Below are 25,946 nucleotides of genomic sequence, written 5' to 3' on the forward strand. Positions count from 1 at the left end.
TCGTCAACCTGCGCCACTACTGCTGAGCGTCATCGCAGGGCACGCAGTTCATGGATGGCGCAGCACGCCATGAACCTGCGAGCCGGAAAGCCGCGAAACTAGCAACCCCTTGACGGCCGCCTGAGCGCAAACTTAAGGGCTATCGGAGCCGTTAATGTGAGCGGCTAACGTCGGTTCGCCCGATCCCGGCTAATAGCGCACCCTACCCCGTCCCGACTTGCCCAGCCATAAAGCTCAGCGCCCAATCCCGAGAGCAGCGCATTTGCTGCTGCTTCCGACGACGCGTGATTCCGGCCACCAACCAGGTTTGTCGAAATGCGAGTCCGGTGGTTACGAGTCTGCGTTTGCCGCCATCGCAATGACACGTTGCGCCATCCGGATGTTGGCATAGTCGACCAGTTTGCCATCGACCTGAACGGCTCCACGTCCCTCGCGCTCCGCTTCAACGAGCGCCGCCACGACACGCTGAGCTTCGCATAGTTCGTCGTCGCTCGGAACAAACGCGCGGCGCGTCGCATCGATCTGGCAAGGATGAATGACCTGCTTTCCGTCGAACCCCATTGTCGCAGCCTTGGCAGCCAATGACGACGTCAAAGCGCCATCACGAAACGCTCCGCAGGGCCCATCGATTGCTCTGAGGCGGTAAGCCCGCGCCGCGACCAGGATACGTATCATCGGATAAGCCCACATATCGAGCGCCGTGCTCGAGTAATCGCCTTGCGCAGAGCGCGAAGTCAGACGGTATTCGGGATGTGAAAGCCCGATATCAACACCTTTTGCCCCAATCGATGCTGAAAAGTCGCCTACGCCAAAATGCAGCGACTCGATCAGTTCCGAATGTCCGGCGATCTGCTCGCAGTTCGCAAGCCCGAGAGCCGTCTCGATCATCACTTCGAGACCGATCGGCGTCCTCCGACGTCGGCCATGGAGGTGGATCAATCCGACGACGCTGTCCACGTCACCCGTACACTCAACCTTGGGAATGAGCAGCGTGTCTAGCCGCGGCGCGAACGTCAACAGCCGTGCCACCTCCCTTTCGATGGTCGCGCTAGCCGGCACATTGACGCGCACGCTTACAGTCTTTTTCCCCCAGTCGAGCTCGTTGATCGCCGCGATAGCGCCGAGGAGTGCGGCGTCCTTTTGAGCTTGCGGCACGGCGTCCTCCAGGTCGAGAAAGACCGCATCCGCCGCACTACGGGCAGCCGATTCGACCATCCGGCGCTGATGGGCCGGTACCGCAAGGAAGGTTCTTGTTACTCGCATGGGACTATGGTCCTTGTACGGTGGGCGGATGGGTCAGGCGATACGCAGGCGGGACGGATGCAGTCCCAGCTCGCCGAGGATGTCGTCGGTATGTTCGCCCAGGTCGGGCACGTTTTTCATCGCCGGGGACAGTCCGTCAATAATCATCGGCGGCAGGAAAACCTCAAGTGGACCCTCCGGACTCCCGATGGACGTCACCCGCCCGCGTTCGTGCAGTTGCGGGTGCGCAAGGAATTCTTCGACTGTGTTCATGCAGGCATTGGCGATGGCCGCCCGTTCCAGAAGATCCCCCAGCTCGACGCTCGTCCATTTGGCAAAGTACTGGTTGATCAATGCTTCAAGAGCGTCGCGATTGCGCACGCGATCCGGGTTGGACGCGAAGCGCGGGTCGGTGCGAATCGTCGCATCACCCAGCACTTTTTCGCAAAAGCTCCGCCACTCCCTTTCGTTCTGGATTCCGAAGAAAACCGTCTTGCCGTCGCCTGCGGTAAATGGCCCATATGGTGCGATGGTTGCGTGGCGCGCGCCGGAGCGTTCGACCGGCTTGCCGCTGTCGCGCGTGTAATATGCCGGGTAACTCATCCACTCGGCCATGGCGTCGAACAGCGAGACTTCAAATGCGGTGCCTTTGCCTGTCCGCTCGCGGCGATAGAGCGCGAGCAAAATGCCGTTTAGCGCATACATGCCGGTTGCGATATCGACGATAGACAAACCGCACTTTGCCTGATCATCGGGTGTGCCGTTGATCGACAGGAAGCCGGTTTCGCACTGAACAAGCAGGTCATAGGCCTTCTTCTTCGCATAGGGTCCCGTCGAACCGTAGCCCGAGATATCGCAGGCTATGAGGCGCGGATAGCGCTCGACGAGTGACCTGGCGTCGAGGCCAAGTCGCTTCGCGGCGCCGGGCGCGAGGTTTTGAATGAACACGTCCGCGCGTGGCAACAGTTCTTCCAGTACCTCCTGCCCGAACTCTGACTTTACGTCCAATGCCAGGCTTTCTTTTGAACGATTGGCCCAAACGAACTGACTTGACATGCCGTGCATTGCCTTGTCGTATCCGCGGGCAAAATCGCCGCTGCCGGGCCGTTCGATCTTGATGACGCGTGCGCCCCAATCGGCAAGATGCCGACTCGCGAGCGGAGCGGCGATCGCCTGTTCGAGCGATACCACGGTGATGTTATCCAGGGGAAGATTCATATCCGACGCTTTCTCAGTTGGTTGAGGACGGTCTAACGGGCTGCCTGATTGCTCGCGCCCGACTCCTTGAGAAAGTTTCCCGCAGGCGATGCGGCGTGTGAATCATCGATTTATGAATGCCGCGTTCGCAATCGAAGACTTGCGCCGGTGGTCTAACGAACCACTGAACGTAGCGAGTCGTTTCACGCAACCCGGTTCAAGGCGCGTCGCTCCAAAAAACTCGCCACGTTTTCGGAAACGGCGCGTGCAAGCGTCTCGACTGCAGATGAGCTCGCCCATGCCACATGGGGCGTCAGCAAAAGATTGTCCGGCTGACCGGTGACGAAACGATGCTGCTCGTGCGGTGGTTCCACCTGCAACACGTCAAGCGCCGCACCGGCGATGGTTTGCCTGAAAAGCGCCGCTTCAAGCGCACGTTCGTCGACGAGCGCACCGCGCGCCGTGTTAATCAGCACAGCAGTGGGACGCATCATCGAAAGCTCGCGTTCTCCGATCAGCCCTTCCGTGTCGACTGAGTAAGGGCAATGCAACGAGATCACGTCGCTGGTGGCAATCACAGTGTCAAATAAGGTGTAGCCTGGCCGCGCTTCGGTCTTGCCCTTGCGCTCGCTTAGCAGCACTTGCATACCCAGGGCTGTCGCTATTCGCATGACCTCCTTGCCGATCGCGCCCGAGCCGATCAGACCTAGCGTTGCACCGCGTATGTCGCGAATGGGCGCGCCGTGAACGCAAAACACCGGCGACGCCGTCCAGGCAGAAGACGCAGCCAACTGACTATAAGAAAGCATCTGCCTTCGCAACATGAAAATGCAGGCGATTACGTGCTCCGCAACACTCGATGCGGCATAGGCAGGCACATTGGACACCTGAATATCGTGTTCCCGGCAATAGGCCACATCTACGATGTCGTAACCGCTGGCCGCGATGCAGATGTACCTGAGGCGCGGAAGTTGCCGCAGCGTGTCCGACCGAAGCGGAACCTTATTGGTGATGGCGATGTCGGCGTCCGCCAGCGCGTCGATAAGCTCATGCTCGCGGGTGCTGGGTCGCTCCGTCCAGCGGTCGGATGGCCGGGGCCGAGGTACTGGTACAGGCAAGGTTGCGCTGTCCAGAAAGACTATATGGCTCATGTGAGTAGATATCTCCAACGTTCGGTTACGTCTGTCGCCCTTCCATCAGACCAGGGTGTGGAGATTGCAGATGGCGAACGAAATTCTGTGCGCAGCGTGGCAATGCATCGAAGTCACGGTAGCCGATCAGGGTTTCAAGCTTCGTCCATTCATCGCTGAGGGGGACGACCTTGTAGCCATAGCTTTCGTCGGGCGTTTTCACAGTGACGTCGGACATGACTGCGAGGCCGATTCCGGAGCGCACCATGGTGCGCATCGCATCGAAGCTCGTTACCTGCAAACGGACACGCAACTTGCGCTGCAAGTCTGCGGCGCACGACTGCATCATGCGGAACACCAGGCTGCCTTCGTGGAAGGCAATCAGATCGTAATCGAGCGTCTCGGCGAACGAGACTTCACTTCGGTCCGCCAGGGGATGCCGCAACGGCACCACGGCGACGAGGTTCGAACGTCTGAAAGGATGCACTATCAGTCCGGCCGTCGAGACGCCCGCCCAGAACACGCCCAGATCCGCGAGACCGTCGCGCAACGCACGAACGATGAACGGGCTGCTCCATTCTTCAAGATGAACGTCGATTTGCGGATAGGCTTCCAGGAAGGTCCGGATGGTCGGGCCAAGGAAACCGACGATCGCGGTGCTGTTGGCGAACACCCGGACTTCGCCCTTGGAGCCGTCGCCGAATTCACTCATCTGCGCGCGCATGCGGGCCATCACCAACATCATGTCCTTTGCGTGCGTCACGAGTTCGAGTCCAGCGGGCGTCGGCCGAACGCCCATGTTACGGCGTTCGAGTAATTGCACTCCGAGCGTGTCTTCCAGATCGCTAATCCGCTTACTGACGGCGGACGTCGCAATGAAGTGACGCTCCGCAGCGCGTGCAAAGTTGCGTTCTTCAACAACCGTCAGGAATATTTTTAACGTAACAAGATCAATCCGCATGCGGGGTCCATGTTGCTCCGGCAAGGCCAGAGTTGAGTGTGCAAGGCACGGCTCTGATAATCAGGCCTGGCCCACCCAACGTGTGCCCTCAGCCGTGGTTGAGAGTGATCGTCTTCAAGGTCGTAAAGCTCAACAGGCCCTCCATCCCCTTCTCGCGACCATACCCGCTTTGCTTGACACCGCCGAATGGCAACTCTATGCCGCCGCCCGCGCCGTAGCAATTGACGAACACCTGGCCCCCATGAAACGCGTGAGCAAGGCGCATCTGGCGGCCGCCGTCGCGCGTCCAGATACCTGCAACCAGGCCGAACGCGGTGTCATTCGCAAGATGAACGGCCTCTGCTTCGTCCGCAAACGGCATCGCAACCAGTACCGGGCCGAACACTTCATCCTGAGCCAGCGTGTGTTTGTGCGGTACATCACGCAATAGCACGGGCGGCTGAAAATAGCCACCCTGTGCCGCATTCTGCGCAAGCTTCCCGGTCGCCGCAACCCGGATGTTGTCGGCATCGGCCTTGGCAAGGAACGTTTTCACCCGATCGAGCTGGGTCGCGTTGATCAGCGGCCCGCAATCGTAGTTTCCTTCCGCAGGGCCGGCTGTAACCGCTTCGAAGCTGCGCGCGAGTCGTTCGATTAGCTCTTCGTAGCGCGAAGCCTGCACCAGCAAGCGGCTACCGGCGGAACACGTCTGGCCGCTGTTCTGCACAATGGCATTGCGAATGACCGGCAATGCGGCATCCAGATCGGCGTCCTCGAAGACGATTTGCGGAGACTTCCCGCCGAGTTCGAGCGTCACCGGGCAATGGTGCCTGGCCGCCGCCTGTGCGACGGCGGTGCCTGTCGCGGGAGAACCCGTAAACGAGATATGCGCGATGCCGGGATGTTCGGCGAGCGCGACGCCGGCTTCACGGCCGTAGCCCGTTACGATGTTCAGCACGCCTGCAGGTAGGCCCGCTTCGGCCGCCAGCTCGGCCAGTTTGAGATACGAGAGACAGGCGTCTTCGGCCGGCTTGACCACGCATGCGTTGCCTGCCGCCAGCGAAGCCGCGACGCTGCGTCCGAACATTGCGGCGGGATAATTCCATGGAATGATATGCCCCGTTACACCGTGCGGCTCCCGAACAGCCAACACCGTATGCCCCGGCAGAAAAGGAATGGTCTCCCCATGCAGCTTGTCGCAGGCACCCGCATAAAATTCCATGTAGCGAGCGCATGCGGTGATGTCGGCCGCAGCTTGCTTTAGCGGCTTGCCTGTGTCCTGCGATTCGATGCGCGTCAGCGTCTCGTGATTATCGAGCACGAGCTGGCCCAGTCGCGCGAGGATGCGGCCGCGCTCGACCGGACCGACACGTCGCCAGGTGGTGTCGAACGCGTTGCGCGCCGCTTTGACGGCGGCATCGATGTCGGCCGCATTGCCACGCGCAATGCGTGCAAATTCCTGGCCCGTCGACGGGTTGACCACGGCTATTGTGTCGCCGCTCGAAGAAGCCACCCATTGATCGCCAATGAAATGATGGGCTGTCGTCACGTTATTTCCCCTGTACTGAGACTTCGCGTTCCTGCCAGCGTTGGCCGGCGGCAAGAATTCCATTGTCGCTTTCGATGGGAAGCGGCGCCCAGTTGGTCGAACGCACGAAGTCGCCGCGCGGCTTTTCCACGTCACGAGGACGGTTTGCAACGCGGTTATAGGTGATGTAGGCCTGCCAGCGGTCCTCCGCCGACATATTGACGCCCGAGCCGTGGATGGTGAGGCAGTGGAACAGCACCAGCGCGCCCGCCTTGCCGACGATCGGCACCGGCGCACCGGACGTCTCGAGGATCTGCTTGATCCGATCGCGCTGTACCGCGCGTTGCGGCAACTGGTAAGCGGCCTGGCTATCGTCGTAGTAATGGTCCACGAGGCCCAATTTGTGGCTGCCGGGAATCATGTACAGCGCGCCGTGGATTTCCTGCGTATCGCTGAGCATGACCATCGCCGTCAGCATGTCGTTCTGGGGGTATCCATCGTGCACCCAGTAACCGAAGTCCTGATGCCAAAGCCAGCCTGTGCCCTCGAGCGCGGACTTGGTGTTGACCTTGGTATGGGCGATATACACCTCGTCGCTGCCAAGCGATTGCATCACCGGACGCAGCAGGCGTGGCGTGCGCGACAGTGCCCGATATTGCGGCGAGGCAACGGGTCCGTCGGTCTCGTGCACCCGAAAGATCGAACGTACCGCACCGGTGCGTTCCCGGAAGATGGAATCCGCCTCGATCGCGCACAAACGCTCGGTGTCCTCCCTGATTGCGCGCACTTCCTCACTGCTGTAGCAATTGGGAATAACGATAAATCCATCACGGTGGTAATCCGCAATCTGTTGTTTGCTCAGTTCCATCTCGTCTCCTTGTTTAGCCAAGCCAGCTACGAAGCAAGTCTAAAACAGCGGGCATCTCCTTTGGTTGTTCAATCGCGATGGCGGCGTTGCCAAGTTGAGAATGACCCCATCCCCCTGTTCTTGCATACTTGGCCTGCCCATTCGACCGAAAGCGATCAGATCCGGCCGCCGCAGACGAAAGCGTAGCGAAAAGCCGCCAACTCATTATGGAGCGAGACATGTCAATCAACACGCCAGCCGCCATGCCTTATGCGGAAGCACCGCTAGACGAGCGCAGTGTCTATTCGAAGGTATCGTGGCGACTCATCCCCTTTCTACTCATGTGCTACACAGCCGGCTACCTCGACCGGGTGAACGTCGGCTTCGCGAAGCTCCAGATGCTCGATCAGCTGAAGTTCAGCGAAACGGTCTATGGTCTCGGCGCGGGTATCTTTTTTATCGGCTATGTGATATTCGAAGTGCCTAGCAACATCGTCATGCACAAGGTCGGCGCCAGGATCTGGATCGCCCGAATCATGATCACATGGGGTCTTATTTCGGCGGCGATGGTGTTCGTTAAAACGCCGACCATGTTCTACGTCATGCGTTTCTTCCTGGGCGTAGCTGAAGCCGGCTTTTTGCCCGGTATTCTGCTCTACCTGACGTACTGGTATCCGTCGTCGCGCCGCGGACGCATCATTGCACTGTTCCTCGCTGGCATTCCCCTCGCCGGCATGCTTGGCGGCCCGCTCTCCGGTTGGATCATGCATGCATCAAGCAATGTCAGCGGATGGTCCGGATGGCAGTCGATGTTCCTGCTCGAGGCCGTGCCGTCGATACTGCTCGGCATCGCCGTGTTTTTTGTACTAGGCAACGATGTCCGCTCCGCCAAATGGCTCACAGAAGCTGAGAAGCAATTGCTCGCAGAGAACCTGGAGCGCGAGACCCCGGATGCTCAGGTGCATTCGCTGCGCGGCGCCTTCACCGACCCGCGCACGTGGATCCTGTGCGTCATGTATGCCTTCATCCTGATGGGCGAATACGGCGTTCTGTTCTGGATGCCCACGATCATCAAGGACACCGGCGTAACCGATCCGTTACAGGTCGGCTTGCTGACCGCGATTCCATACACGGCGACCGTCATTGCGATGTTTCTGGTCGGGCGGCATTCGGATCAGACACGTGAGCGCCGTTGGCATCTCGCGTTGCCTGGTGTCGTCGCGGCAATCGGCCTCGGACTCGCCGCGATGTATCCGCACAGCACCGTGATGGCCGTATGCGGACTGACGATCGGCAGTATGGGTGTCCTGTCGGTCGTCTCGCAGTTCTGGAATCTGCCGCCTGCTTTGCTTGGCGGCGTCGCAGCCGCCGCGGGCATCGCGCTCGTCAATTCTGTCGGCAACCTGGCCGGCTTCGTCAGTCCGTACATGCTCGGGTGGATCAAACAAAACACGGGCACTACGAGCATCGGCCTCTATATTCTTGCCGCAAGTATGCTCGTTGGCAGCCTGATTGTGTTCTGCTTCCCGTCGCGCCTGATTGATCGTTGAGAGCAGGCCTTTGCTGCGGCGCCAGGCCGCGCGCGCATGGCAGTCGTGACATCGTGTCTACCTTCAACGAACGCTCGAAACGGCGAGCTGACGCTGCGTCATTTCTCCCCTTCGAGCGTCGACAGTCCAGGCAATACGGGGCCGCAGCATGGAAATTGCGATTCGGGCGTCGCACCGATCGCGGCGTCCCTTTCGTCGCCGCGCGTTTGGCATACTCGGTGCTATCTTTCTTGCGTTCGACTTTCCGATTGCGCCGATTCTCCTTGGTTACGTCCTGGGTCCGATGGCAGAAGAGGACTTCCGTCGCTCTCTTCTGCTGTCGCATGGCGACCTTTCCGTATTTGTGCACAAGCCGATCAGCGCGGCATTCCTCGGCGTGTGCCTGCTACTGATACTCGGGCAGCTCGCATTGGCGCTGCGTCGAACCTGGACGAGCAGGAAGGAGCGTGAAGAAAGCAGGCTGCGGAATTCGTCGCGCGGGACCGGGCCCGCGCAAACGCACTCGTCATCTGGTGGCTGAGGCCGGGGCAATTTGGCCTGGAGGCAACCTGTATCAGACGGGAGGCCGCTTCCCTCCTCTTCATTACGCAAAGCGTCGCTATCGTCGGCGACGCTCCATCGGCGATTCGGATTGCGCTCAAGCGACGGTTTCAAAAAGAGTACGCCTGTGGGCAAGGAAGCCGAAAGGCTGCATGGGTCCAGTAGAAAGGGGCAAACCGGGCCCGTTGGACCTTCTTCGAACCCGGCTTGCAGGCGGCATCCGCCATAAACGCATGAGAAATGCCCTCATCCGCCTGGCTTCAGGACCACTTTCGTCCAGCCCTGGTCGCGCGAGTCGAAGTGCTGGTAGGCCTCCGGCGCCTTGCTCAATTCGATCTCATGCGAAACAATGAACGAGGGTTTCGCCCTGCCAGCACGGATCAAGTCCCGTAGCTGGCGGTTGTAGGCTTTGACATTGCACTGCCCGGTGGCGATATGCTGGCCCTTGAACCAGCACATTCCCCAGTCGAACGCGATCTCGCCCTTCCTGGCCAGGTCATCGGATGCGCCGGGATCCTGTGGCGTGAATACTCCGACAACACCGATGCCGCCGGTGAACTTCACCGATTGGACGAGATTGTTCATGGTCAGATTCGGAATCTCCTTTCCGGCGGGATCATGGCATTGATAACCGACGCACTCGCAGCCGACATCGGCACCCCGCCCATGGGTGAGCTCCATGACGCGATCGACCGGATTGCACTTGGAATCGTCGATGGCGACCGCGCCTATTGATTCCGCCAACTGGAGCCGGTCGGAATGGCGATCGACCACCATTACATTGCAGGCACCCTTGATCATCGCTGCATGCGCGGCCATCAGCCCGACCGGACCCGAGCCGTAGATGACGACGGCATCTCCCGGCCGCGTCCCGGCAAGCTCCGTGGCATGCCAGCCGGTCGGAAAGATATCGGCCACCATCACATAGTCGTTCTGCTTTTCCTCGGCGTCGGGAGGCAGCTTCAGGCAATTGAAATCGGCCCAAGGAACGCGCAGATATTCCGCCTGTCCGCCTTGATACGGCCCCATGTCGGCGAAGCCGAACGCTGCGCCTGCCATGCCCGGCTCAGGATTGGCGGCCAGACAGAATGCGGTCAATCCCTTTTCGCAATTGCGGCAATGGCCACAGCTGATATTAAATGGCATGCATACCCAGTCCCCGACTTTGAAACGCTCAACGGCCGGCCCTACTTCCTTGATCTGGCCGAGATTCTCATGCCCGAAAACCCTCCCCGTTTCAAAGTCGGTTCTGCCTTCGAACATATGCAGATCCGAACCGCAGATATTGGTGCTTCTAATCTGCACGATCACATCAGTCGGCCGCTCGATCTTGGGATCGGGCACGTTTTCCACGCTGACATCGCGCGGCCCTCTATAGACGACAGCTTTCATCATGTTTCTCCGGTTACACGCATGCCTGTCTGACCCGCCCCTCGATTACCGGGATCCGTGAGTCGGACCGGACAGCGTTACAAGATGACCCTCCGCTGATGCCGCCAGGCGTCGTACTGGTTCTGAACACCGGCGCGTTGCCAGACGGTCCGACCGAGTGCTAGACCGTCATTTTCGGCGTCTTTGACGTCGTCCCAGTGCTATCCTTCCAGCCGCGGAGGGTTCTCTCCATCGGATAAGCCGGCCGGTTCGCACGGGCATGCCTTGGGGCAGCAATGCATATTCCAGACGAAGGGCAATGCAGGACGCGAGGCGTATATCTGTGCAATTCCGCGCGCTTCGCGCGGCACATCGCAGTGTCCTCATTAAGCAGCAGCCCGCCCGCATCCCGCCGGTCAGATGCGTATAACCAAACAGGCCGGCAGTCGTGTGGTCGCAGACTCTGTCTGCGACATCTTTGTTTCGACTGGTCCGCTCGCAGACGGAGAAGTTGCCACGCTTGCCGGCATTCCGTCAGGGCGGCATGTTCAGGCTCCGTGCGCCGTTGTACGACGTAGCGGCGATTGCGGCGTGGTCGATGGGCATTGAGACGAAACGGCTCGCGCTCGAAACACTCCTATGCCGGGTGCGAACGGATCCGGCCGGACTTCGCGTGACCATCGACGCCGTCCGCTAGATTGACGCTTACTCTGCCATCACGGCAATCAGCCACTATTCAATAACCCGCCGCACGTCGGCGAGCGGATGCTCCCGGGTCTTCCACGGCACTCTTGTCTGCAGTTGAGACAGTCCACTCCTGCCATGTGACGAAGCGGTTTTTAGCATGGCCCGATGACATGCCGCGTTCATCGATGTCTGGGCAACGCGAAGTACTGGCGGATTGCGGCGAAGCATGAGAGAAACGCCTGCTTGCGGCGCGCGTCGCGAAAGCCGCACAGCATTCGGCAAACTCCAAACGCGCGAGCAGCAACATGAGAACGAACAGCGCAGGTTAGCGAAGCAATGTTGTCAATTCAATGGCTAAACCGCTGCCCCCACGAGCACAGTCCAGTGACAACATTCCTTCGTTTTACGTCCGGAGAGGGCATCGGGCTATATGTTCTTGCCGCGAGCATGATCGTTGACAGCTATCTCAACATAGGAAGTTGTAATGGAGCGGACCTCGCGCTCTATTTGCCAGGGGAAACAGGGGCTTACTTCGCCCAGATCTCAGCGACCGTCGGCTCCGCTAACGGCATGGATGAACGCGGCGGATATCCCCGGCAAGGCGAGGAAAGTGCTGGAAACTGACTTGAGCTTCGCTGGCATGACAGGCTTGATTCGCGTGCCAATGGAACGCGAGAGTGCCTACGGTATGCGCGTGGTTTGGATTCCGGCGCGCACGGCCGCAGGCTTAACGTCCCGCTCGGCCTGTGACCTACGACGGCAAATCCGCCAGTCGCCCGATCCACAGACCTTCCGGTGCGTTCCGCTCGAGGAAGATGTTGCTGGCGAAGTCCGGGTTGCGCTCAGGAAAGTCTTCGCGGTAGTGACCGCCGCGACTCTCACGTCTGGCAAGCGATGCCGAAGCCATCATTTCACCGACCTGGATCAGGTTCGCCAATTCGATGCCCCGCATGAGCTCAGCGGGCGTGCCGATCACCGTATCCTGAAACAACTGGTCTCGCGTCTCTCTGCACATCCGCCTGAAGGTCTGAAGCCCGGCTTCCTCGCGCACGATCAGCAAATACCGGTTGGCACTCTCCTGAATCCGTGCTTTCAGTTCGCCCACCGTGTACCTGCCCCTTCGGCGCAATTGCGTGGCGACCGTGTGATTGTCGTCCAGGGACCCGGTAGTCGCGCGGTGCGTTATCTTTTTCGCTCGTTCGGCCGCAGCGAGGCCCGCGCGGCGGCCGAAGACCTGGCACGTCAAGGCCATATTGCCGCCGAGACGGTCGGCGCCATGTGGACCCGCTGCCACCTCACCCGCAGCGAACAGACCCTTCAGATTGGACTGAGCGTTTTCGTCGATGTATAAACCGCCGTTGATCGCATGCGCGGAACAGGTGATCTGCACTCTGTCGCGATAAAGGTCGACGCCGTGCTCCTTATACCATTGGCAGGTCAGCGGCCACATCCTCGCAATGTTGCGGCTCCTGTCGGCCAGTATCGATTCGAGATCGCATCCGACGAAGTCTAGAAACACGCCGCCTTCAACGGTGCCGCGGCCATCGTTGAGTGCCTTCTGAATCGAAATTTCGACGTAGCGCGAGATGTCGCTTGAACTGAATGGAAAGTGCCGCTCTTTTTGCCGAATGACATCAGCCTGAGCGAGCCCCGCCGGCAGATAGTCAGGGACGAACGCCCTGCCATCGCGGTCGGTGAGATTCGGGTGCGCGTCCCACAGGTAGTTGCCGAACAGGTTGACAAAAGGCGTCAGCACGCTCACACCGGCCTGCATGAACTCCATGTTGACCAGTCTCGCGCCCGCGCGGTAAGCCATTGCATAGCCGTCGCCGGTGATGTCCGATGGGTAGAGGTTCTGGGCGAACAGTTGACTTGCACCGCCGGTGGTAAGAATCGTCGACTTGGCACGGATCAGCACCGGGTTCCCATCCGAATCGATCGCGTAAGCGCCGAGACATTCGCCGTCCTGCGAAAGCAGGTCGACTAGCATCAACCGGTCCATGACCTTGATACCTCGCCGGGACGCTTCAGTCCCCAGCGATTTCACGATGGGTTTGAAATGCTCATGAATCACATGCGAGCGCGGCCTGGAAGAAAAGCATGCGCGAAAAACCAGGTAGTGATCATCCTCGCGCTCGAACTTTACGCCGTACTGTTCGAGATAGCGCAGGGAGTCCTGCGCTTCGTTCGCGAGAATCGCGCTCAAGCGCGGGTCGGCCATGCCTTGAGCGGCATGCAGGATATCGGCGAGAAAAACATCAGGATTGTCGCTGGGATCCCCTGCTCCGTCCGGAACATTGAAGGCGCCTACTTCGGCTACGCTATGAAACGTAGCGCCGCTTTTGCGAAATTCGCCTTTGATCACGACCAGCACGTCAGCGCCGCTGGAGTCTGCCTCGAGCGCAGCCCGCAACGCAGCGCCACCGCTGCCAACAACGAGCACATCCGTACTGATTTCCCTGTACCTGTCACTCATGCCTGCTTCTCCTGTTTTGATCGACACGCGCGGCACGCTCTCCGCATGGACGGCTTCATCCTCGCTTCACGCAACTCCGCCTTTTGCCGCGTCCGCGGCAATGGTCTCTGCATCGTTGGCAACGCCGATTACGCCGTCCGCCAGCAACGAGTCGATCATCGGCCGGCTCATTCCCAACCCTGACAGGATGTCGATCGTGTGCGCGCCCAATCGCGGCGGCGGCGTGCGGATAGACGGGGCGCTGCCGTTGTAGCGCACCGGGTGATTGACGAGCGTCACCGGGCTGCCGGTTGCACCTTCGACTGTCTCGAAGCTCTTCAAGTGGCGCACCTGCGGATCGGCGACCACCTGTGCATAATCGTTGACGCGCGTGTGCCAGACATGATGCCGTTCGAAGAGTGGCAACCAGTGCGCCGTCGTGTCCTGCGCAAGCCGGCGCGCAAGCAGGCCTGAGATTTCCTGCTGCGCGTCGAATGCACGTATCGCGGGAATCCGTTCCTTTTCCGGTATCTCAAGGATCTGATAGATGAGGTCGAGAGGACTCAGCGACAATCCGATGAAACCGTCCGCAGTCGCGTAGATGCCGTACGGTGCGGGGAAGTACCAACCTGATACACGCCCCGCCTGTCGCACGTCGTCATGGCCGTCGCCGTTCAGGAAACACGTAAGAGACTCCTGTTGCAGATCGAGCGCAGCCGCCAGCAAGCTAACATCGACCCGGCAGCCCTCGCCCGTACGCTCACGGTTGAGCAGTGCCGTCAGGATACCGTTCGCATACAGCGCAGCGCCGTGATGATCGACAACTGACACGCCCACCGCACGCGGACCGTCGTGCCGGGTTCCCGTGATTGTCGCGATACCCGACATGGCCTGAATGATCAGGTCCTGCCCCGGCCGGCTGGCATAGGGTCCATCCGGACCGAATCCCGAGCCGGACGCATAGATGATGTCCGGCTTGACTGCCTTGAGTGCCTCGTAGCCCAATCCCAGCTGTTCCATCACGCCGGGACGGTAATTCTCGGCGACCACGTCGACTTCAGGCAGCAAGCTCATGACGATGTCGATCGCCCGCGGGTCCTTGAGATTGAGCGCCAGACTGCGCTTATTACGATTACCCATCAGAAGCAGCATCGTCTGTCCATCGATGGCGCGGTTCGCGCCGCCCCACTTGCGCTGAAATGCGCCGTCGACAGGTTCGACCGATATGACGTCGGCCCCGCAATCGGCGAGGTGCTGCACGCCCAAAGGCCCCATCAGAAAATGATTGAAGCTGAGAATGCGGATACCATTCAGCCCGTTCATGCAATCTCCGTTACGTCGTGAGTCCGGCTTACTGGTGAGGTAGACCAAGGCCCTACTGAACTCCGCGTCGGCCCTCGACATTCGACAGACCGCGGCGTGGATACCTGCATCGATGCCGGTCAGAACTAAAGGCAAGCGTTGCCCACCGCCGTCGTGAGGCGTATGCGCGACGCACCAGTGGTCAGCGCCCCTTGAAGTGCGGCGGCCGTTTTTCGACGAATGCGCGGTGGCCTTCGGCGCGATCCTCGGTCTTGAACACGTCGAGATTCGCCTGATGCTCGCACTCCAGGCCTTGTTGAAGGTTCGTCTCGAACGCATCGAGCACGGCGCGCTTGGCCAGCCGGACCGCGAGCGGCGCGCGGGCGGCGATCAGCGACGCGATCTCAACAGCGCGCGCGATGCTGCGTGCCGGCGGTACGACCTCGGTCACAAGTCCGTGGCGCTCGGCCTCGGCTGCCGTCAGCGGCTCGCCGGTGAGCACGAGCTTCATCGCCAGGGTCTTGCCGAGCACCCGCGGCAGGCGCTGGGTGGCGCCATCGCCCGGGAGCGCGCCGATGACGATTTCTCGCTGCGAGAAGGTCGCGTCGTCCGCCGCGACGACGATATCGGCCAGCATCATTAGCTCGTGGCCACCACCGATGGCAAAGCCGTTGACTGCCGCGATCAGCGGCTTCGGAAACGTTTCGATCGCCTTCCAGCTCGCGAGGCGCACCGGGTCCGCATACGCTGCGACCCCACGCGCCGCCATGTCGGCAATATCCGCCCCCGCGCTGAAGAAACGCTCGCCGCCGGTGAGCACGACAGCCCTGACGTCATCGCTGATTTCGGCTGCCGCGAGCACCCGCGCCAGTTCCGCCAGCAGCGGCACAGACAGCGCATTGCGCTTGTCGTGATGATTCAACGTGATCAACCAGACGAACTCACCTGGTTGTTCCAGCTTCAGGTACTGCAGGTCCTCGAATGCGGCCAGCGGGACCGGCGCCGCGCCGCTTCGCTCGATGTGAGCCGTGTTCATGATGAGCCTCTCGGTAATTCGATCGCTTTTCGCGTGCGAACAATCGACGCACATAGGGTCGTGGAGATTGAGCCAGTGGCGTGTAGCCGACGACGCATCGTCCTCGTGTTATTTGATTGCCAGCAGGTTCGGCAGGAAGCGTGGGATATGCGGGAAGACAATGATCAGCAGCAGGTCGACCGCCAACGCGAAGATGAACGGCAGGATCGCCCGAGTCGCTTTTTCGACGGACACGCCGCCGATGGACGCAGCCGTAAAGAGGCAAAAGCCGATCGGTGGAAGGTTGATGCCGATGGCCGAGTTGACCAGTACGATGACGCCGAACACCACTGGGTCGACATGCATCTGCACGACGAGCGGCAGGAACACAGGGATCACCACCGCGATACTCGAGATCGTTTCCAGTACCGTATGGGCTGCCAGAAGGAAGAGATTGATCAGGATCAGCAACACGAACGCGCTGGTCGTCACGGCGAGGAAGCTGTTGGCGACGTGCAGCGGGATCTGCGCCTCGATCAGATAGCGGCCGAGCACGAACGCGAGCCCGAGAAGAAACGATACCCGCGTGGTATTGATAGCCGTGCGCGTGAGTATTTCCCTGAAGTGCGACAGCTTGAGCGACTTGAAGACGAAAGCGCTCACCAGCGTCACATAGACCGCCGCGACAACGCCGGCCTCAACCGGGGTGAAGACGCCGCCGAGAATGCCGCCCAGAATGATCACAGGAGTCAGCAGTGCCAGGCTCGCCTGTCTGAACGTGGCCCACAGCCGCGCGGCGGAAAACGCTTCGACCGCCGTATAGTTCTGGCGCACGGCAGTGACGTAGTTCACGAGCATGAAGGAAACCACCACCAGCAGCATCGGCACGATCCCCGCGACGAACATCGTGCCGACCGACACGTTGGCGGTGTACGCATACACCAGCATGCTCATCGACACGGGCGACAGCAGTCCGAGCGAGCCCGCTGCCGACTGCAGCGCCACTGCGAACGCGCGTGAATAGCCCTGCTTGACCATCCCCGGAATCATGACCGAGCCGATCGCTGCGGTGTCCGCAGTCGCCGAACCGGAGAGGTCGGCGAAGAACATGCTGGCAACGATCGTCACCTGCCCGATGCCACCGCGCATGAACCCGACAAGCGCCTGCGAAAAGTCGATGATCCGGCGCGAGACGCCGCCGGCATCCATGATGGCGCCAGTCAGCATGAAGAACGGGATGGCCAGCAGGCCGACGTTATTCAGGTTCGCAAACAGTTGCTGCGGAATCACCAGCAGCGGGGTTCCATTCAGCGTCAATGCAATCGTCGCCGCAATGCCGATGCAAATGGCCACCGGTACACCCAAGCCGAGAAATCCGGCGCCTAGAGCGAGTGCCCACATGTTGATTCACCTCAGATATGTTCGGAGACGCCCTGCAACAGAGAGGGCCTCGTTTGCGCGCCGGGCGCGAGATGGGAAACCGCGATTCGCACCGCGGAATGAAAGACCAGCAGCGCGCCGCAGACGGGAATCGAGAGATACGGGTACACCATCGAGACCGGCAGAGAGGTCGCCGTTTCGGAGCCCATCAGCTCCAGCATGTCGCCGCCATACATGACGAACACCACGCCGAGCCCGAGGACGATACAGTCGGTCAGGTCCGCCAGTGCCTGCGCGAAGGCGGGCGGACAACGATCGGCCAGCACCCGCACCTCCGGATGAACCCGCAGCTTGGCTCCTGCCGCTGCACCGAGACACGTGAGCCACACGAACAGATAAGCCGCGAGCTCGTCGGACCACGACAGCGAGTTGTGCAGGACGAAGCGAAAGACCACCCCGAGGCCGCCGACGAGCACCATTGTGAGAAGCAGTCCACCGCATAGGAACAGCGTGATCTTCAGGACCAGGTCGTCGATCAGCAGCAGATTACGGGCAAGCTTTTCCATCGCACTCTCCCTTCATTTCGAAGCGACAGCGGACTTGTCGGCCGCCTCGATTTCCTGATAAAGCGCCTGGCCATCGGGAATGTCGCTGAGCAGGCTGTGGCGCGCCCTTTCGGTCGCGGCGACCCACGGCGCTGTGTTGATCCCGCTCACCTGGGTGCCGTTCTTCTTCATCGTGGCGAGCGCGTCGTCGTATTCGTGCTTGTATTCCTTCACGTCATAATCCGCGGCGACGGCGGCAGCGGCCTGAAACGCCTTCTGTTCGTCAGGCGAAAGACGCGTCCAGGCGCTCTTGCTCATTGCCAGCACGACAGGCAAGTAGTTCACATGGGTCAGGTAGTAATGCTTGGCGACATCGGAAAATTTGTCCTGAATGAACTGCTCCGGGGAGGTATCGCCGCCGTCGACCAGACCCTGCGAAAGCGCCAGAAATAACTGGTTATAAGGCAGCGGCGTCGGGTTTGCGCCCAGTGCCTTATAGCCCGCGATATAGCCGCGGCTCTGCATCACTCGCACTTTCATATCCTTCATGTCACCGAGCGAGCCGACCGGCTTTTTCGTCGTGAACAGATTGCGTTCGCCCACCGACAGCCAGGTCAGGCCGATCATGTTGGCCGCCGGCATCATGTCGAGGAACTTGCGGCCGACGGGTCCTTGCAGAACCCGGTTGGCGTCGTCGATGCTGCTGAAGAGATAAGGCGTATCGAAGATCTGCCACTGCTTGATCGTGTTGCCGATCGGCGCCTGGGCTGAAATCATGAGCTCCTGGGTACCGGTGCGCAGCGCTTGCGCCATCTGCACTTCGCCGCCGAGCTGTGACTGCGGGAAGACCTCGATCTTGACCTTGCCGTGGGTTCGCTGCGCGACCTCCTTCGCGAACACCTGGGCAGTCAGCTGGTAGTGGTTGTCTGGAGCGAGCGTGTGGCCCAGCTTCATGACGATCGGCTCGTCGGCACGGGCAACGCTTGCGACGACGACGCCTGCTGCGAGCAGCGTACCCACCATCACGGCGCGTCCTGCGCGGCGCGCGCTAAACAATGATTTCATTTCGTCTCCTTCCGTACTGGAATGTAGTTTTCACGCCGCATCAGGCCGATCCGTCTGCAGGCGCTTCAAGTATTCGCGAGTGCACGCAACGGGCGTTAGGACCGGTCGGCCGATTTCTTGTACTTTTTTACGGCGTCTTCGGTAGCAAGCGTTTCCCGGACTGTCTGGCGATTTATCCGGCGCACACGGGGGAAGACCCTTGGCGATACTGACGAAGGGCTGAGCGCGGGCTATTCGCGGGCGCCTTGCGGATCGCGTGAATACTGAAATCACTACGTGCGTGCGGTCAAAAAAGTCCAAGCATTCCTGCAAACCGTCCTAACGGTCGGCAACCCGCACTGATTAAATTTGAGTCATGCCCGCCGGCCCCAATCAACAAGGAACAGGCCGGCTTCTCAACCCACACTCACTGTCAGAACCACCATGGCCAAACGCCCGCACATGGATTGTTACGCGGTCGGCGACACTGCCGATTTCGCCAAGACCGTAACCGAATTCGATATCTACGGCTTCGCCGGGATCGTGGGCGATTTCTATGCCGTGCATTTGAACGAGGAATTCGCCAAAACCACGCGCTTCGAGAAGCGCATCGCGCAAGGATGTCTGTCGGTCGGCTTCTTATCGACTGTGATGGGCTATATGGCGCAAAAGGCGCCGAGCCCCGGTGCGGTTTCTTATCGCTACGACATCACGTTCAACGCGCCGGTATTTATCGGCGACACGGTCACTGCCCGGCTCACGCTGCGCGAGAAGGACGACGATCGCAACGTATGCGTGTTCAGAGCAGAGGTCACGCGCCAGGACGGCACGGTGGTCGCATCTGGCGATACCTATCTGAAGGTGCTGTAACACAGCGCACTGCCTTTAATCTCTCCCGCTTTTCACAGAGTCGAACATGCCGCATTGGTTAAACGAACAACACACCGCGATACGAGACGCCGTGCGCCGTTTCGCGGAAAACGAAATCGCTCCTGTCTCGGAAGAGCTTTGGGAAGCCGAAGCCTTTCCTTACGACATCTGGAAGCGTGCCGGCGAGCTCGGCTTCGCCGGCCTGCCCTATCCGGAGAGTTGGAGTGGCGGCGGTGGCGAATGGCTTTCCTATGTGATCGTGCTGGAAGAACTCGCACGAGTGGATTGCGCAATCGCCAACTCGCTCATGGCCAATTCGACGGTCGCGAGCCTGCTCTCCAACTATGGCACCGATGAGCAGAAGGACCGCTATTTGCGCCCTATCCTCGACGGCCGCAAGGTCGGCGCGATCGGATTATCCGAGCCCAACGCGGGCTCCGACGCGGCCAACATCGCGACGCGTGCAACCCTGGACGGCGACCGATGGATCATCGATGGATCAAAGACCTTCATTAGCAACTCCGGCACGGATGTGACCGGACCGGTCGTCATCGCCGCGGTAACGGGGACGCGCCCTGACGGCCGCAAGGAAATTTCCAACTTCATCGTGCCCGACGGCACCACCGGTTTCAGCTACGGGCGCAAGCTGCGCAAGATCGGCTGGCGCGCATCGAGCACCTACGAGTTGTACTTCGAGCGCTGCGCGATCCCGGCCGCCAATCTGCTCGGCGAACGCGGTGCGGGCTTGCGACAGACGCTCGCCCAGATCAGCACGGGCCGAATCCTGATCGGCGCGCTCGCGCTAGGCATCCTGCAAGGTTCGCTGGATCGGTCGATCGCGTACATGAAGGAGCGGCGCGCATTCGGCAAGCCGATCGCCGAGTTCCAGGCGCTGCAGTTCAAGATCGCCGACATGGCAGCCCACGCGCATGCCGCGCGGCTGATGCTCTACGATGCCGCCGCGCTGAAAGATGCAGGCGTTCGCTTCGATCAGCAGGCGTCGATGGCCAAGCTCTTCGCCACAGAGCGCGCGATGGAGGCGGCCCATCAGGCGTTGCAGATACATGGCGGCTACGGCGTGATGAGCGAGTACCCGGTGTCGCGCGCATTCGGCGACGCCAAGGTGCTGGAGATCGTCGAGGGGACCTCGGAGATTCAGAGAATGATCATCTCGCGAAACCTGCTTGCCTGAGCCATCAGTCAAACAGATACGGACACGCGAGGCAGGAGACAAATCATGCTGGAAGGCATCAAGGTGTTAAGTTTTACTCACTTCTTGCAGGGCCCCGCGGCCGTGCAGATGTTGGCCGACGTCGGCGCCGACGTGATCAAGATCGAACCGCCGGGCGGCGCATTCGAGCGCAGTTGGACCGGCTTCGATGCGTATGTCGAAGGGGTGAGCGTGTTCTTCCTGCTCGGCAATCGCAATCAGCGCAGCATCTCGCTGGATCTGCGCGACGAGCGCGCGAGAGAGATCGTCTGGCGGCTGATCAAGGAAGCGGATGTGCTGATCGAAAACTATCGGCCCGGCGTCCTGCAGCGCATGGGGTTCGGTTACGACGATGTCCGGGAGGTCAACCCGCGGCTCGTGTACTGCTCGTGCACCGGCTATGGGTCATCGGGACCGTATCTCAAGCGGCCGGGGCAGGACCTGTTGCTACAGGCCATCAGCGGCATGACGATGCTCTCCGGCGAGGCCGATTCCCCGCCCACGCCAGTCGGATCGGCGATCGTCGACCAGCACGCTGCGGCGTTGGCAGCCTTCGGCGTCGTCGCGGCCTTGCAGGCACGCGAACGAACCGGCAAAGGCACGCTGGTCGAAAGCAATCTGCTCAACGCGGCGCTCGATCTTCAGATCGAGCCGTTCACCTACTACCTGAACAAGGGGCCACTCTGGCCGCGCACAAACCCGCCGACCGGCAGCCGGTTCCATCCGGCGCCCTACGGGATTTACCGGACTCTCGACGGTTGGATCGCGGTTTCGCTGACGCCCACTGAGAAGCTGGCGGCGGCCTTGTGTCAGCCCACGCTCGCCGGGTTTTCGCACCCAAAGGACAATGTGCGCCGCCGCGACAAATTGAACCGCATCGTGTACGACGTGCTGACTACGCGCACGACGGCCGACTGGATGACGACCTTCGACGAGCACGACATCTGGTACGCGCCCGTGAACGATTACGATCAGGTCGAGGCCGACCCTCAAGTGGCACACAACCGCATCATCATGGAGGTCGACCATCCACAGGCCGGGCCGGTTCGTTTGCTCGCGCATCCGGTTCGATACGACGGCGCAGCACCACCGCTCACCCGTCAGCCGCCGCGCCAAGGCGAGCACACCCGCGAAGTGCTCGCCGAACTGGGCTACGAGCCGCACGAAATCAATACGCTGGTCGAAGCCGGCACGGCGCTGACCGAGCGGAGAACCGCATGAACACGCATCTGAATCAGAGCCAGGAGATGCTGCGCTTTGACGATATCGCGATTGGCCGCTGCCAGGTCCTCGTGCGTACCATTTCGGAAAGTGACGTGAACGCGTTCGGCCATCTGTCGGGTGACCTGAATCCGCTGCACATGGATCAGCACTTCGCGGCCCACACGCCGTTCGGACAGCGCGTGGCGCACGGTCTGCTGACCGCGGCGTTGGTGTCGACGACGCATACCGGGTTGACCGGTCCCGGCTTCGTCTATGTCGGGCAGGAGTTGCGCTTTCTCGGACCCGTCTTCATCGACGATACGATCAAAATCCATGTGACCGTGGTCGACAAGAAACCCGCCAAGCGCATTCTCGTGATGGACACGATGGTTCGCAATCAGGACGGCAAGCCGGTGCTGACCGGACTGTCGGCGCTGAAGGAATTGCGTTTCCGATGAGCTGACACACCTGCTGACGATCCGCACGCGAAACCCATCCTGTCCGGGTTTTCGACAACAGCCGTCACGCCGCTTTGCTAATTACAATGAGACTACTTTCGGTGCCGAACCGACGAAGGAGAAACAGCAGGCTCGACTTAGCTAAGGGGTCAACTGGCTAAGCGAGCCTGATAAGTGCGCTGGATGCAGGAGACAAATCAGATGCGTAGCGGTTGTGGTTGTGAGTTGCCGGTCTTCAAGATCGCCCACTACGAGTATGGGTCGCGAATCAAGTCGATCGATTTTCATCTCGCGCCTCTCGAAGATATGAAATCGACGTTGCCGTATCCTCATCGGCACGAGTTCTATCACATCGTCTGGGTCGAGTCGGGCAGCGGTCACCACATCATCGACTCGATTCGCTACGAGGTGCGGCCCAATACGCTGTTTTTCATGGCCCCCGGCCAGATCCACGATTTCGCGTTGTCCGAAGACACCATCGGGCACGCGATCAGTTTCTCGTCCGAATTTTTCGCGTTCAAGGTGCAGAACCGCCATTCGCAGACCGAGATTCCCGTCTACGATTTCGAGCGAATTCCGAACACGGTTTATATGAGCGACGCACAGGCTCAGGACCTTCGCCGTGTGCTCGATGGAATCAATGCGGAATACCAGGGTGAAGAGGCAGGCTACGAGGACGTGATCTGGTCATATTTGCGGGTTCTGCTAATCAAGTCCGCGCGCCTGGGCGGCGACGCCGTCACCGAGGTCAATTCGTCGCGTAGCGTGCTGTTGTCGCGACGCTTCAAGAGCCTGCTGGAAAAACATTTCACCACGATCCACGACGTCGCCCGCTACGCATGCCTGCTGAACGTCACGGAACGCGCATTGAACGATGCAACGCGCCAGGCGCTCGGCAGCACTGCGGCCAAGCTGATTCGTGAACGCGTGATGCTGGAAGCGAAGCGTCTGCTGCTGCATTCCGAGGTCAATGTGGCGGAGATCGCAACACAGCTTGCCTTCGACGACCCGGCCTACTTCAGCCGATGTTTTCGCAAGCATACGGGCCGCTCGCCCATCGACTTCCGCCGCAGCCTGGAAAAACTGAGCATCTGAAGCAGTGGCACGACACACGCCCGGTGCGAGTAGAAAAGTCCAACATAAGCCGCACTTCGTCCTAACTCTCGGAACCGCCGCACTCCTAGAATTTGCGTGTCCCCGTCACTCGGGAAACGTGAAAGCAATCAGGAGAGAAAAGGCGTGAATACTTCGTATCAAGATCAAGGGTTGTCCTCTGAACGGTCCGCCCTCTTCACCGGTATCCTCGACCGCATGGCGGCCAAAGTTGCAGAGGACGAGCCGACGCTCGGCGTCGAATTCCCTCAGATCACGGCGACCGATGGAAAGTGGGTGCTGCTTCCGGCGTCGCTGTCCGCAGGCTACAGCGGTTCAGCCTGGAGCCACGGCAACTGGTTTTGCGGGTTCTGGGTCGGACTTCTGCTGACGTCGTATTTGCACACCGGTCAGCACAAATACCTCTCGTGGGCCCGCGAGCGCATGCGCCTCGTCGCCCAGCGAGCGCAGGACCCTAACACGCACGACATCGGCTTCATCTTCGACAGCAGCGCGGTGCCCGGCTATGAAATCACCCGCGACCCGTGGTACGCGCAAATCGCAATGGAAGCCGCGGACAAATTGCGCGCCCGTCTTGTCACCACGCACAGTGGCGCCTATCTCGCTTCCTGGGGCCCGCTCGACGATCCGCGCGGACGCAGCGCCTCAGCTATCGACACGATGGCTAATCTATCGTTGCTTTACTGGGCGGCGAACCATTCCGGGGACGGCAGTTATCGCCTCGCCGCCGAAGCGCACTCCGTCATGACCGCGAAGGCGTTTATCCGCCCCGACGATTCGACTTACCACGCGGTCGAGTACGACGTGACAACCGGTGTGCGCCGGCGCGGCTACACTTTTCAGGGCGCATTCGACGAATCGGCGTGGAGTCGGGGCCAGGCGTGGGCCGTCTATGGCTACGTGAACACGGCGCGTGAAACCGGCAAGCGCGTCTGGCTGGATCTTGCAGGACGCCTGGCGGCGTACTATCTGCGCCGGCTCGATGGACGTCTGGTGCCACCGTGGGATTTCGACGCCACCGGCGCGGACGCGGAAATCAAGGACACGGCCGCAGCAGCGGTGATGGCGTCAGCGCTGATCGAGATGGGCCGTCTGCATCCCGATCCTGCCGGGGCGGTTCGCTGGCGCGAACACGGACTTGCGATGCTCGAAGCTCTGTGTCGTGACGAGTTTGCCCACGAACCTGCGCAGCGCGGACTCCTGAGGAATTCCTGCTATTCGAAGCCGCACAATGAAGGCGTCGACGGCGCGACGATGTTCGGCGATTTCTTCTTCGCCGAAGCGCTGAGTCGCGTGATGTTGCCAGGCAAGCTTCGGCCCGGCACGCAACGCGTATCGCTCGCCTGAAGCGCCCCTCCCTCGCGGTTCGCAACCCTCGCTAGCCAGTCCGTCCATGATATCGAACGAACTTCCGCATTTCGTACCTGCTGACCTACCCGATGACCTGCTGGTCGGACGCATCTGGCGAAACGCGCCGATCGACGGGCCGTCGGTCGTCGTTGTTCGTGCCGGTCAGGTCTGCGCTCGGCCCCGTCGAGAACATCGGCCACGCATTGCTCGCGCCATGCGATCTTCAGGCCATCAAGGCATGCGGCGTGACCTTTGCCGTGAGCCTGCTCGAACGGGTCATTGAAGAACAGGCTGCGGGCGACGCGACGCAAGCCGACACGGTGCGCGCGACGATCGCGCAACTGATTGGCACTGATCTCTCCAGGATTCGCCCGGGCACGCCGGCTGCCGACAGTCTGAAGCGGGAACTGGAACGGCGCGGTGCATGGTCGCAATATATGGAGGTCGGCATTGGGCCTGACGCAGAGGTGTTCACCAAGTCGCAACCGATGTCGGCAGTCGGTTACGGCGCCGACGTTGGGCTGCACCCGGCCTCCCGCTGGAACAATCCCGAACCGGAAATTGTGCTGGCGGTAAACAGCCGCGGAACGATCGTCGGTGCAACCCTCGGCAACGACGTCAATCTGCGCGACATCGAGGGGCGCAGTGCGTTGCTGCTGGGCAAAGCGAAAGACAACAACGGCTCATGCGCGATCGGTCCTTTTATCCGGCTGTTCGATGATCGCTTCACGATGGACTCGGGGCGGGCGGCCAGCGTGTCGCTCAGGATAGAAGGCGCGGACGACGGATTCATTCTCGAAGGCGTGAGCCACATGCGCGAGATCAGCCGTGACCCAGAGGAACTCGTCGCCCAGACTGCCGGCCCGCATCACCAGTATCCCGACGGCTTCATGCTGTTCCTCGGCACTCCCCCCTCGACCGCACTGCTGCCATGGTGGGCCGTTCCTGTGGCATAGCAGCCGGATCGTT

Annotated in this window: 21 protein-coding genes and 3 pseudogenes; 9 read left to right on the forward strand and 15 right to left on the reverse strand. The window is 60.7% G+C overall.

The genetic code is table 11. The features are described 5' to 3' along the window. Nucleotides 1-330: 330 nt before the first annotated feature. From ABQJ48_RS19585 to ABQJ48_RS19610, 6 genes are all read right to left on the reverse strand, one after another. Nucleotides 331-1,263 (reverse strand): HpcH/HpaI aldolase/citrate lyase family protein, encoded by a 933-nt coding sequence (locus ABQJ48_RS19585; RefSeq protein ID WP_367839660.1) that lies wholly within the window; start codon nt 1,261-1,263, stop codon nt 331-333. Nucleotides 1,264-1,296: 33 nt separating this feature from the next. Beyond that, nucleotides 1,297-2,460 (reverse strand): CaiB/BaiF CoA transferase family protein, encoded by a 1,164-nt coding sequence (locus tag ABQJ48_RS19590; protein WP_367839661.1) that lies wholly within the window; start codon nt 2,458-2,460, stop codon nt 1,297-1,299. Nucleotides 2,461-2,642: 182 nt separating this feature from the next. Further along, on the reverse strand, nt 2,643-3,590 hold the full coding sequence (locus tag ABQJ48_RS19595) for a D-2-hydroxyacid dehydrogenase (RefSeq protein WP_367839662.1): 948 nt from the start codon (nt 3,588-3,590) through the stop codon (nt 2,643-2,645). A 25-nt stretch (nt 3,591-3,615) separates the two neighbouring features. Further along, the gene (locus ABQJ48_RS19600; RefSeq protein WP_367839663.1) at nt 3,616-4,530 is read right to left on the reverse strand and encodes a LysR family transcriptional regulator; all 915 of its coding nucleotides are present in this window, start codon (nt 4,528-4,530) and stop codon (nt 3,616-3,618) included. 88 nt (nt 4,531-4,618) lie between these two features. After that, a complete protein-coding gene (locus ABQJ48_RS19605; RefSeq protein WP_367839664.1) occupies nt 4,619-6,058 on the reverse strand; it encodes an aldehyde dehydrogenase family protein in 1,440 nt (479 codons plus the stop codon). 1 nt (nt 6,059) lies between these two features. Further along, complete coding sequence (locus ABQJ48_RS19610; protein WP_367839665.1) at nt 6,060-6,905, reverse strand: phytanoyl-CoA dioxygenase family protein; 846 nt, start codon at nt 6,903-6,905, stop codon at nt 6,060-6,062. 218 nt (nt 6,906-7,123) lie between these two features. Between ABQJ48_RS19610 and ABQJ48_RS19615 the strand changes: the two genes are divergently transcribed. Then, complete coding sequence (locus tag ABQJ48_RS19615) at nt 7,124-8,434, forward strand: MFS transporter (RefSeq protein ID WP_367839666.1); 1,311 nt, start codon at nt 7,124-7,126, stop codon at nt 8,432-8,434. A 786-nt stretch (nt 8,435-9,220) separates the two neighbouring features. On the opposite strand, the gene ABQJ48_RS19625 is transcribed toward ABQJ48_RS19615, so the two are convergent. From ABQJ48_RS19625 to ABQJ48_RS37860, 3 genes and pseudogenes are all read right to left on the reverse strand, one after another. After that, on the reverse strand, nt 9,221-10,366 hold the full coding sequence (locus ABQJ48_RS19625) for a glutathione-independent formaldehyde dehydrogenase (protein ID WP_367839769.1): 1,146 nt from the start codon (nt 10,364-10,366) through the stop codon (nt 9,221-9,223). A gap of 375 nt (nt 10,367-10,741) precedes the next feature. Continuing rightward, nucleotides 10,742-10,867, reverse strand: a pseudogene (locus tag ABQJ48_RS37855) (glutathione-dependent formaldehyde dehydrogenase); the annotation flags it as partial. A 214-nt stretch (nt 10,868-11,081) separates the two neighbouring features. Then, nucleotides 11,082-11,310: pseudogene (locus ABQJ48_RS37860) on the reverse strand (hypothetical protein); the annotation flags it as partial. Between the two features lie 106 nt (nt 11,311-11,416). On the opposite strand from ABQJ48_RS37860, the gene ABQJ48_RS19630 reads away from it, so the two are divergent. Beyond that, the gene (locus ABQJ48_RS19630) at nt 11,417-11,656 is read left to right on the forward strand and encodes a hypothetical protein (RefSeq protein ID WP_367839667.1); all 240 of its coding nucleotides are present in this window, start codon (nt 11,417-11,419) and stop codon (nt 11,654-11,656) included. A 127-nt stretch (nt 11,657-11,783) separates the two neighbouring features. Here the strand turns inward: ABQJ48_RS19630 and ABQJ48_RS19635 are convergent, their stop codons facing one another. The 6 genes from ABQJ48_RS19635 to ABQJ48_RS19660 all read right to left on the reverse strand — a co-directional run bounded on the left by ABQJ48_RS19635 (nt 11,784) and on the right by ABQJ48_RS19660 (nt 18,794). Then, nucleotides 11,784-13,508 carry an FAD-binding protein gene (locus ABQJ48_RS19635; protein WP_367839668.1) on the reverse strand — a complete coding sequence of 575 codons (1,725 nt, stop codon included), beginning with the start codon at nt 13,506-13,508 and terminating at the stop codon, nt 11,784-11,786. 66 nt (nt 13,509-13,574) lie between these two features. Next, the gene (locus ABQJ48_RS19640) at nt 13,575-14,810 is read right to left on the reverse strand and encodes a CaiB/BaiF CoA transferase family protein (protein WP_367839669.1); all 1,236 of its coding nucleotides are present in this window, start codon (nt 14,808-14,810) and stop codon (nt 13,575-13,577) included. A 181-nt stretch (nt 14,811-14,991) separates the two neighbouring features. Continuing rightward, entirely contained in the window at nt 14,992-15,879 is an 888-nt protein-coding gene (locus ABQJ48_RS19645; protein ID WP_367839670.1) for an enoyl-CoA hydratase-related protein, read from the reverse strand. A 54-nt stretch (nt 15,880-15,933) separates the two neighbouring features. Continuing rightward, a complete protein-coding gene (locus ABQJ48_RS19650; protein WP_367839671.1) occupies nt 15,934-17,205 on the reverse strand; it encodes a TRAP transporter large permease in 1,272 nt (423 codons plus the stop codon). Between the two features lie 11 nt (nt 17,206-17,216). Beyond that, the gene (locus tag ABQJ48_RS19655; RefSeq protein ID WP_367839672.1) at nt 17,217-17,750 is read right to left on the reverse strand and encodes a TRAP transporter small permease; all 534 of its coding nucleotides are present in this window, start codon (nt 17,748-17,750) and stop codon (nt 17,217-17,219) included. Between the two features lie 12 nt (nt 17,751-17,762). Next, nucleotides 17,763-18,794 (reverse strand): TRAP transporter substrate-binding protein, encoded by a 1,032-nt coding sequence (locus ABQJ48_RS19660; RefSeq protein WP_367839673.1) that lies wholly within the window; start codon nt 18,792-18,794, stop codon nt 17,763-17,765. 423 nt (nt 18,795-19,217) lie between these two features. Between ABQJ48_RS19660 and ABQJ48_RS19665 the strand changes: the two genes are divergently transcribed. The 7 genes and pseudogenes from ABQJ48_RS19665 to ABQJ48_RS19695 all read left to right on the forward strand — a co-directional run. Further along, nucleotides 19,218-19,643, forward strand: a complete 426-nt coding sequence (locus tag ABQJ48_RS19665; protein WP_168666765.1) for a MaoC family dehydratase — start codon at nt 19,218-19,220, stop codon at nt 19,641-19,643. 46 nt (nt 19,644-19,689) lie between these two features. Further along, a complete protein-coding gene (locus tag ABQJ48_RS19670; protein ID WP_367839674.1) occupies nt 19,690-20,835 on the forward strand; it encodes an acyl-CoA dehydrogenase family protein in 1,146 nt (381 codons plus the stop codon). Nucleotides 20,836-20,880: 45 nt separating this feature from the next. Continuing rightward, nucleotides 20,881-22,074, forward strand: a complete 1,194-nt coding sequence (locus ABQJ48_RS19675; protein WP_367839675.1) for a CaiB/BaiF CoA transferase family protein — start codon at nt 20,881-20,883, stop codon at nt 22,072-22,074. Next, nucleotides 22,071-22,514: a MaoC family dehydratase gene (locus ABQJ48_RS19680; protein ID WP_367839676.1), complete on the forward strand. Its 444-nt coding sequence runs from the start codon at nt 22,071-22,073 to the stop codon at nt 22,512-22,514. Before ABQJ48_RS19675 ends, ABQJ48_RS19680 begins: the two co-directional genes overlap by 4 nt. 201 nt (nt 22,515-22,715) lie before the next feature. Further along, nucleotides 22,716-23,609 carry a helix-turn-helix domain-containing protein gene (locus ABQJ48_RS19685; protein WP_367839677.1) on the forward strand — a complete coding sequence of 298 codons (894 nt, stop codon included), beginning with the start codon at nt 22,716-22,718 and terminating at the stop codon, nt 23,607-23,609. Between the two features lie 144 nt (nt 23,610-23,753). Then, nucleotides 23,754-24,974 (forward strand): glycoside hydrolase family protein, encoded by a 1,221-nt coding sequence (locus tag ABQJ48_RS19690; protein WP_367839678.1) that lies wholly within the window; start codon nt 23,754-23,756, stop codon nt 24,972-24,974. A gap of 46 nt (nt 24,975-25,020) precedes the next feature. Further along, nucleotides 25,021-25,885: pseudogene (locus ABQJ48_RS19695) on the forward strand (fumarylacetoacetate hydrolase family protein); the annotation flags it as partial. Nucleotides 25,886-25,946 lie beyond the last annotated feature (61 nt).

The sequence above is a fragment of the Paraburkholderia suaedae genome, assembly GCF_040812055.1.
Lineage (GTDB): Bacteria > Pseudomonadota > Gammaproteobacteria > Burkholderiales > Burkholderiaceae > Paraburkholderia.

What these genes read in the sequence shown, in the direction of transcription:
- ABQJ48_RS19635 (WP_367839668.1), bottom strand. Translation starts at nt 13,508, where the DNA reads ATGAGTGACAGGTACAGGGAAATCAGTACGGATGTGCTCGTTGTTGGC.
- ABQJ48_RS19680 (WP_367839676.1), top strand. Translation starts at nt 22,071, where the DNA reads ATGAACACGCATCTGAATCAGAGCCAGGAGATGCTGCGCTTTGACGAT.
- ABQJ48_RS19615 (WP_367839666.1), top strand. Translation starts at nt 7,124, where the DNA reads ATGTCAATCAACACGCCAGCCGCCATGCCTTATGCGGAAGCACCGCTA.
- ABQJ48_RS19655 (WP_367839672.1), bottom strand. Translation starts at nt 17,750, where the DNA reads ATGGAAAAGCTTGCCCGTAATCTGCTGCTGATCGACGACCTGGTCCTG.
- ABQJ48_RS19670 (WP_367839674.1), top strand. Translation starts at nt 19,690, where the DNA reads ATGCCGCATTGGTTAAACGAACAACACACCGCGATACGAGACGCCGTG.
- ABQJ48_RS19610 (WP_367839665.1), bottom strand. Translation starts at nt 6,905, where the DNA reads ATGGAACTGAGCAAACAACAGATTGCGGATTACCACCGTGATGGATTT.
- ABQJ48_RS19640 (WP_367839669.1), bottom strand. Translation starts at nt 14,810, where the DNA reads ATGAACGGGCTGAATGGTATCCGCATTCTCAGCTTCAATCATTTTCTG.
- ABQJ48_RS19590 (WP_367839661.1), bottom strand. Translation starts at nt 2,460, where the DNA reads ATGAATCTTCCCCTGGATAACATCACCGTGGTATCGCTCGAACAGGCG.
- ABQJ48_RS19685 (WP_367839677.1), top strand. Translation starts at nt 22,716, where the DNA reads ATGCGTAGCGGTTGTGGTTGTGAGTTGCCGGTCTTCAAGATCGCCCAC.
- ABQJ48_RS19595 (WP_367839662.1), bottom strand. Translation starts at nt 3,590, where the DNA reads ATGAGCCATATAGTCTTTCTGGACAGCGCAACCTTGCCTGTACCAGTA.
- ABQJ48_RS19585 (WP_367839660.1), bottom strand. Translation starts at nt 1,263, where the DNA reads ATGCGAGTAACAAGAACCTTCCTTGCGGTACCGGCCCATCAGCGCCGG.
- ABQJ48_RS19660 (WP_367839673.1), bottom strand. Translation starts at nt 18,794, where the DNA reads ATGAAATCATTGTTTAGCGCGCGCCGCGCAGGACGCGCCGTGATGGTG.
- ABQJ48_RS19650 (WP_367839671.1), bottom strand. Translation starts at nt 17,205, where the DNA reads ATGTGGGCACTCGCTCTAGGCGCCGGATTTCTCGGCTTGGGTGTACCG.
- ABQJ48_RS19675 (WP_367839675.1), top strand. Translation starts at nt 20,881, where the DNA reads ATGCTGGAAGGCATCAAGGTGTTAAGTTTTACTCACTTCTTGCAGGGC.
- ABQJ48_RS19645 (WP_367839670.1), bottom strand. Translation starts at nt 15,879, where the DNA reads ATGTGCGTCGATTGTTCGCACGCGAAAAGCGATCGAATTACCGAGAGG.
- ABQJ48_RS19665 (WP_168666765.1), top strand. Translation starts at nt 19,218, where the DNA reads ATGGCCAAACGCCCGCACATGGATTGTTACGCGGTCGGCGACACTGCC.
- ABQJ48_RS19600 (WP_367839663.1), bottom strand. Translation starts at nt 4,530, where the DNA reads ATGCGGATTGATCTTGTTACGTTAAAAATATTCCTGACGGTTGTTGAA.
- ABQJ48_RS19625 (WP_367839769.1), bottom strand. Translation starts at nt 10,366, where the DNA reads ATGAAAGCTGTCGTCTATAGAGGGCCGCGCGATGTCAGCGTGGAAAAC.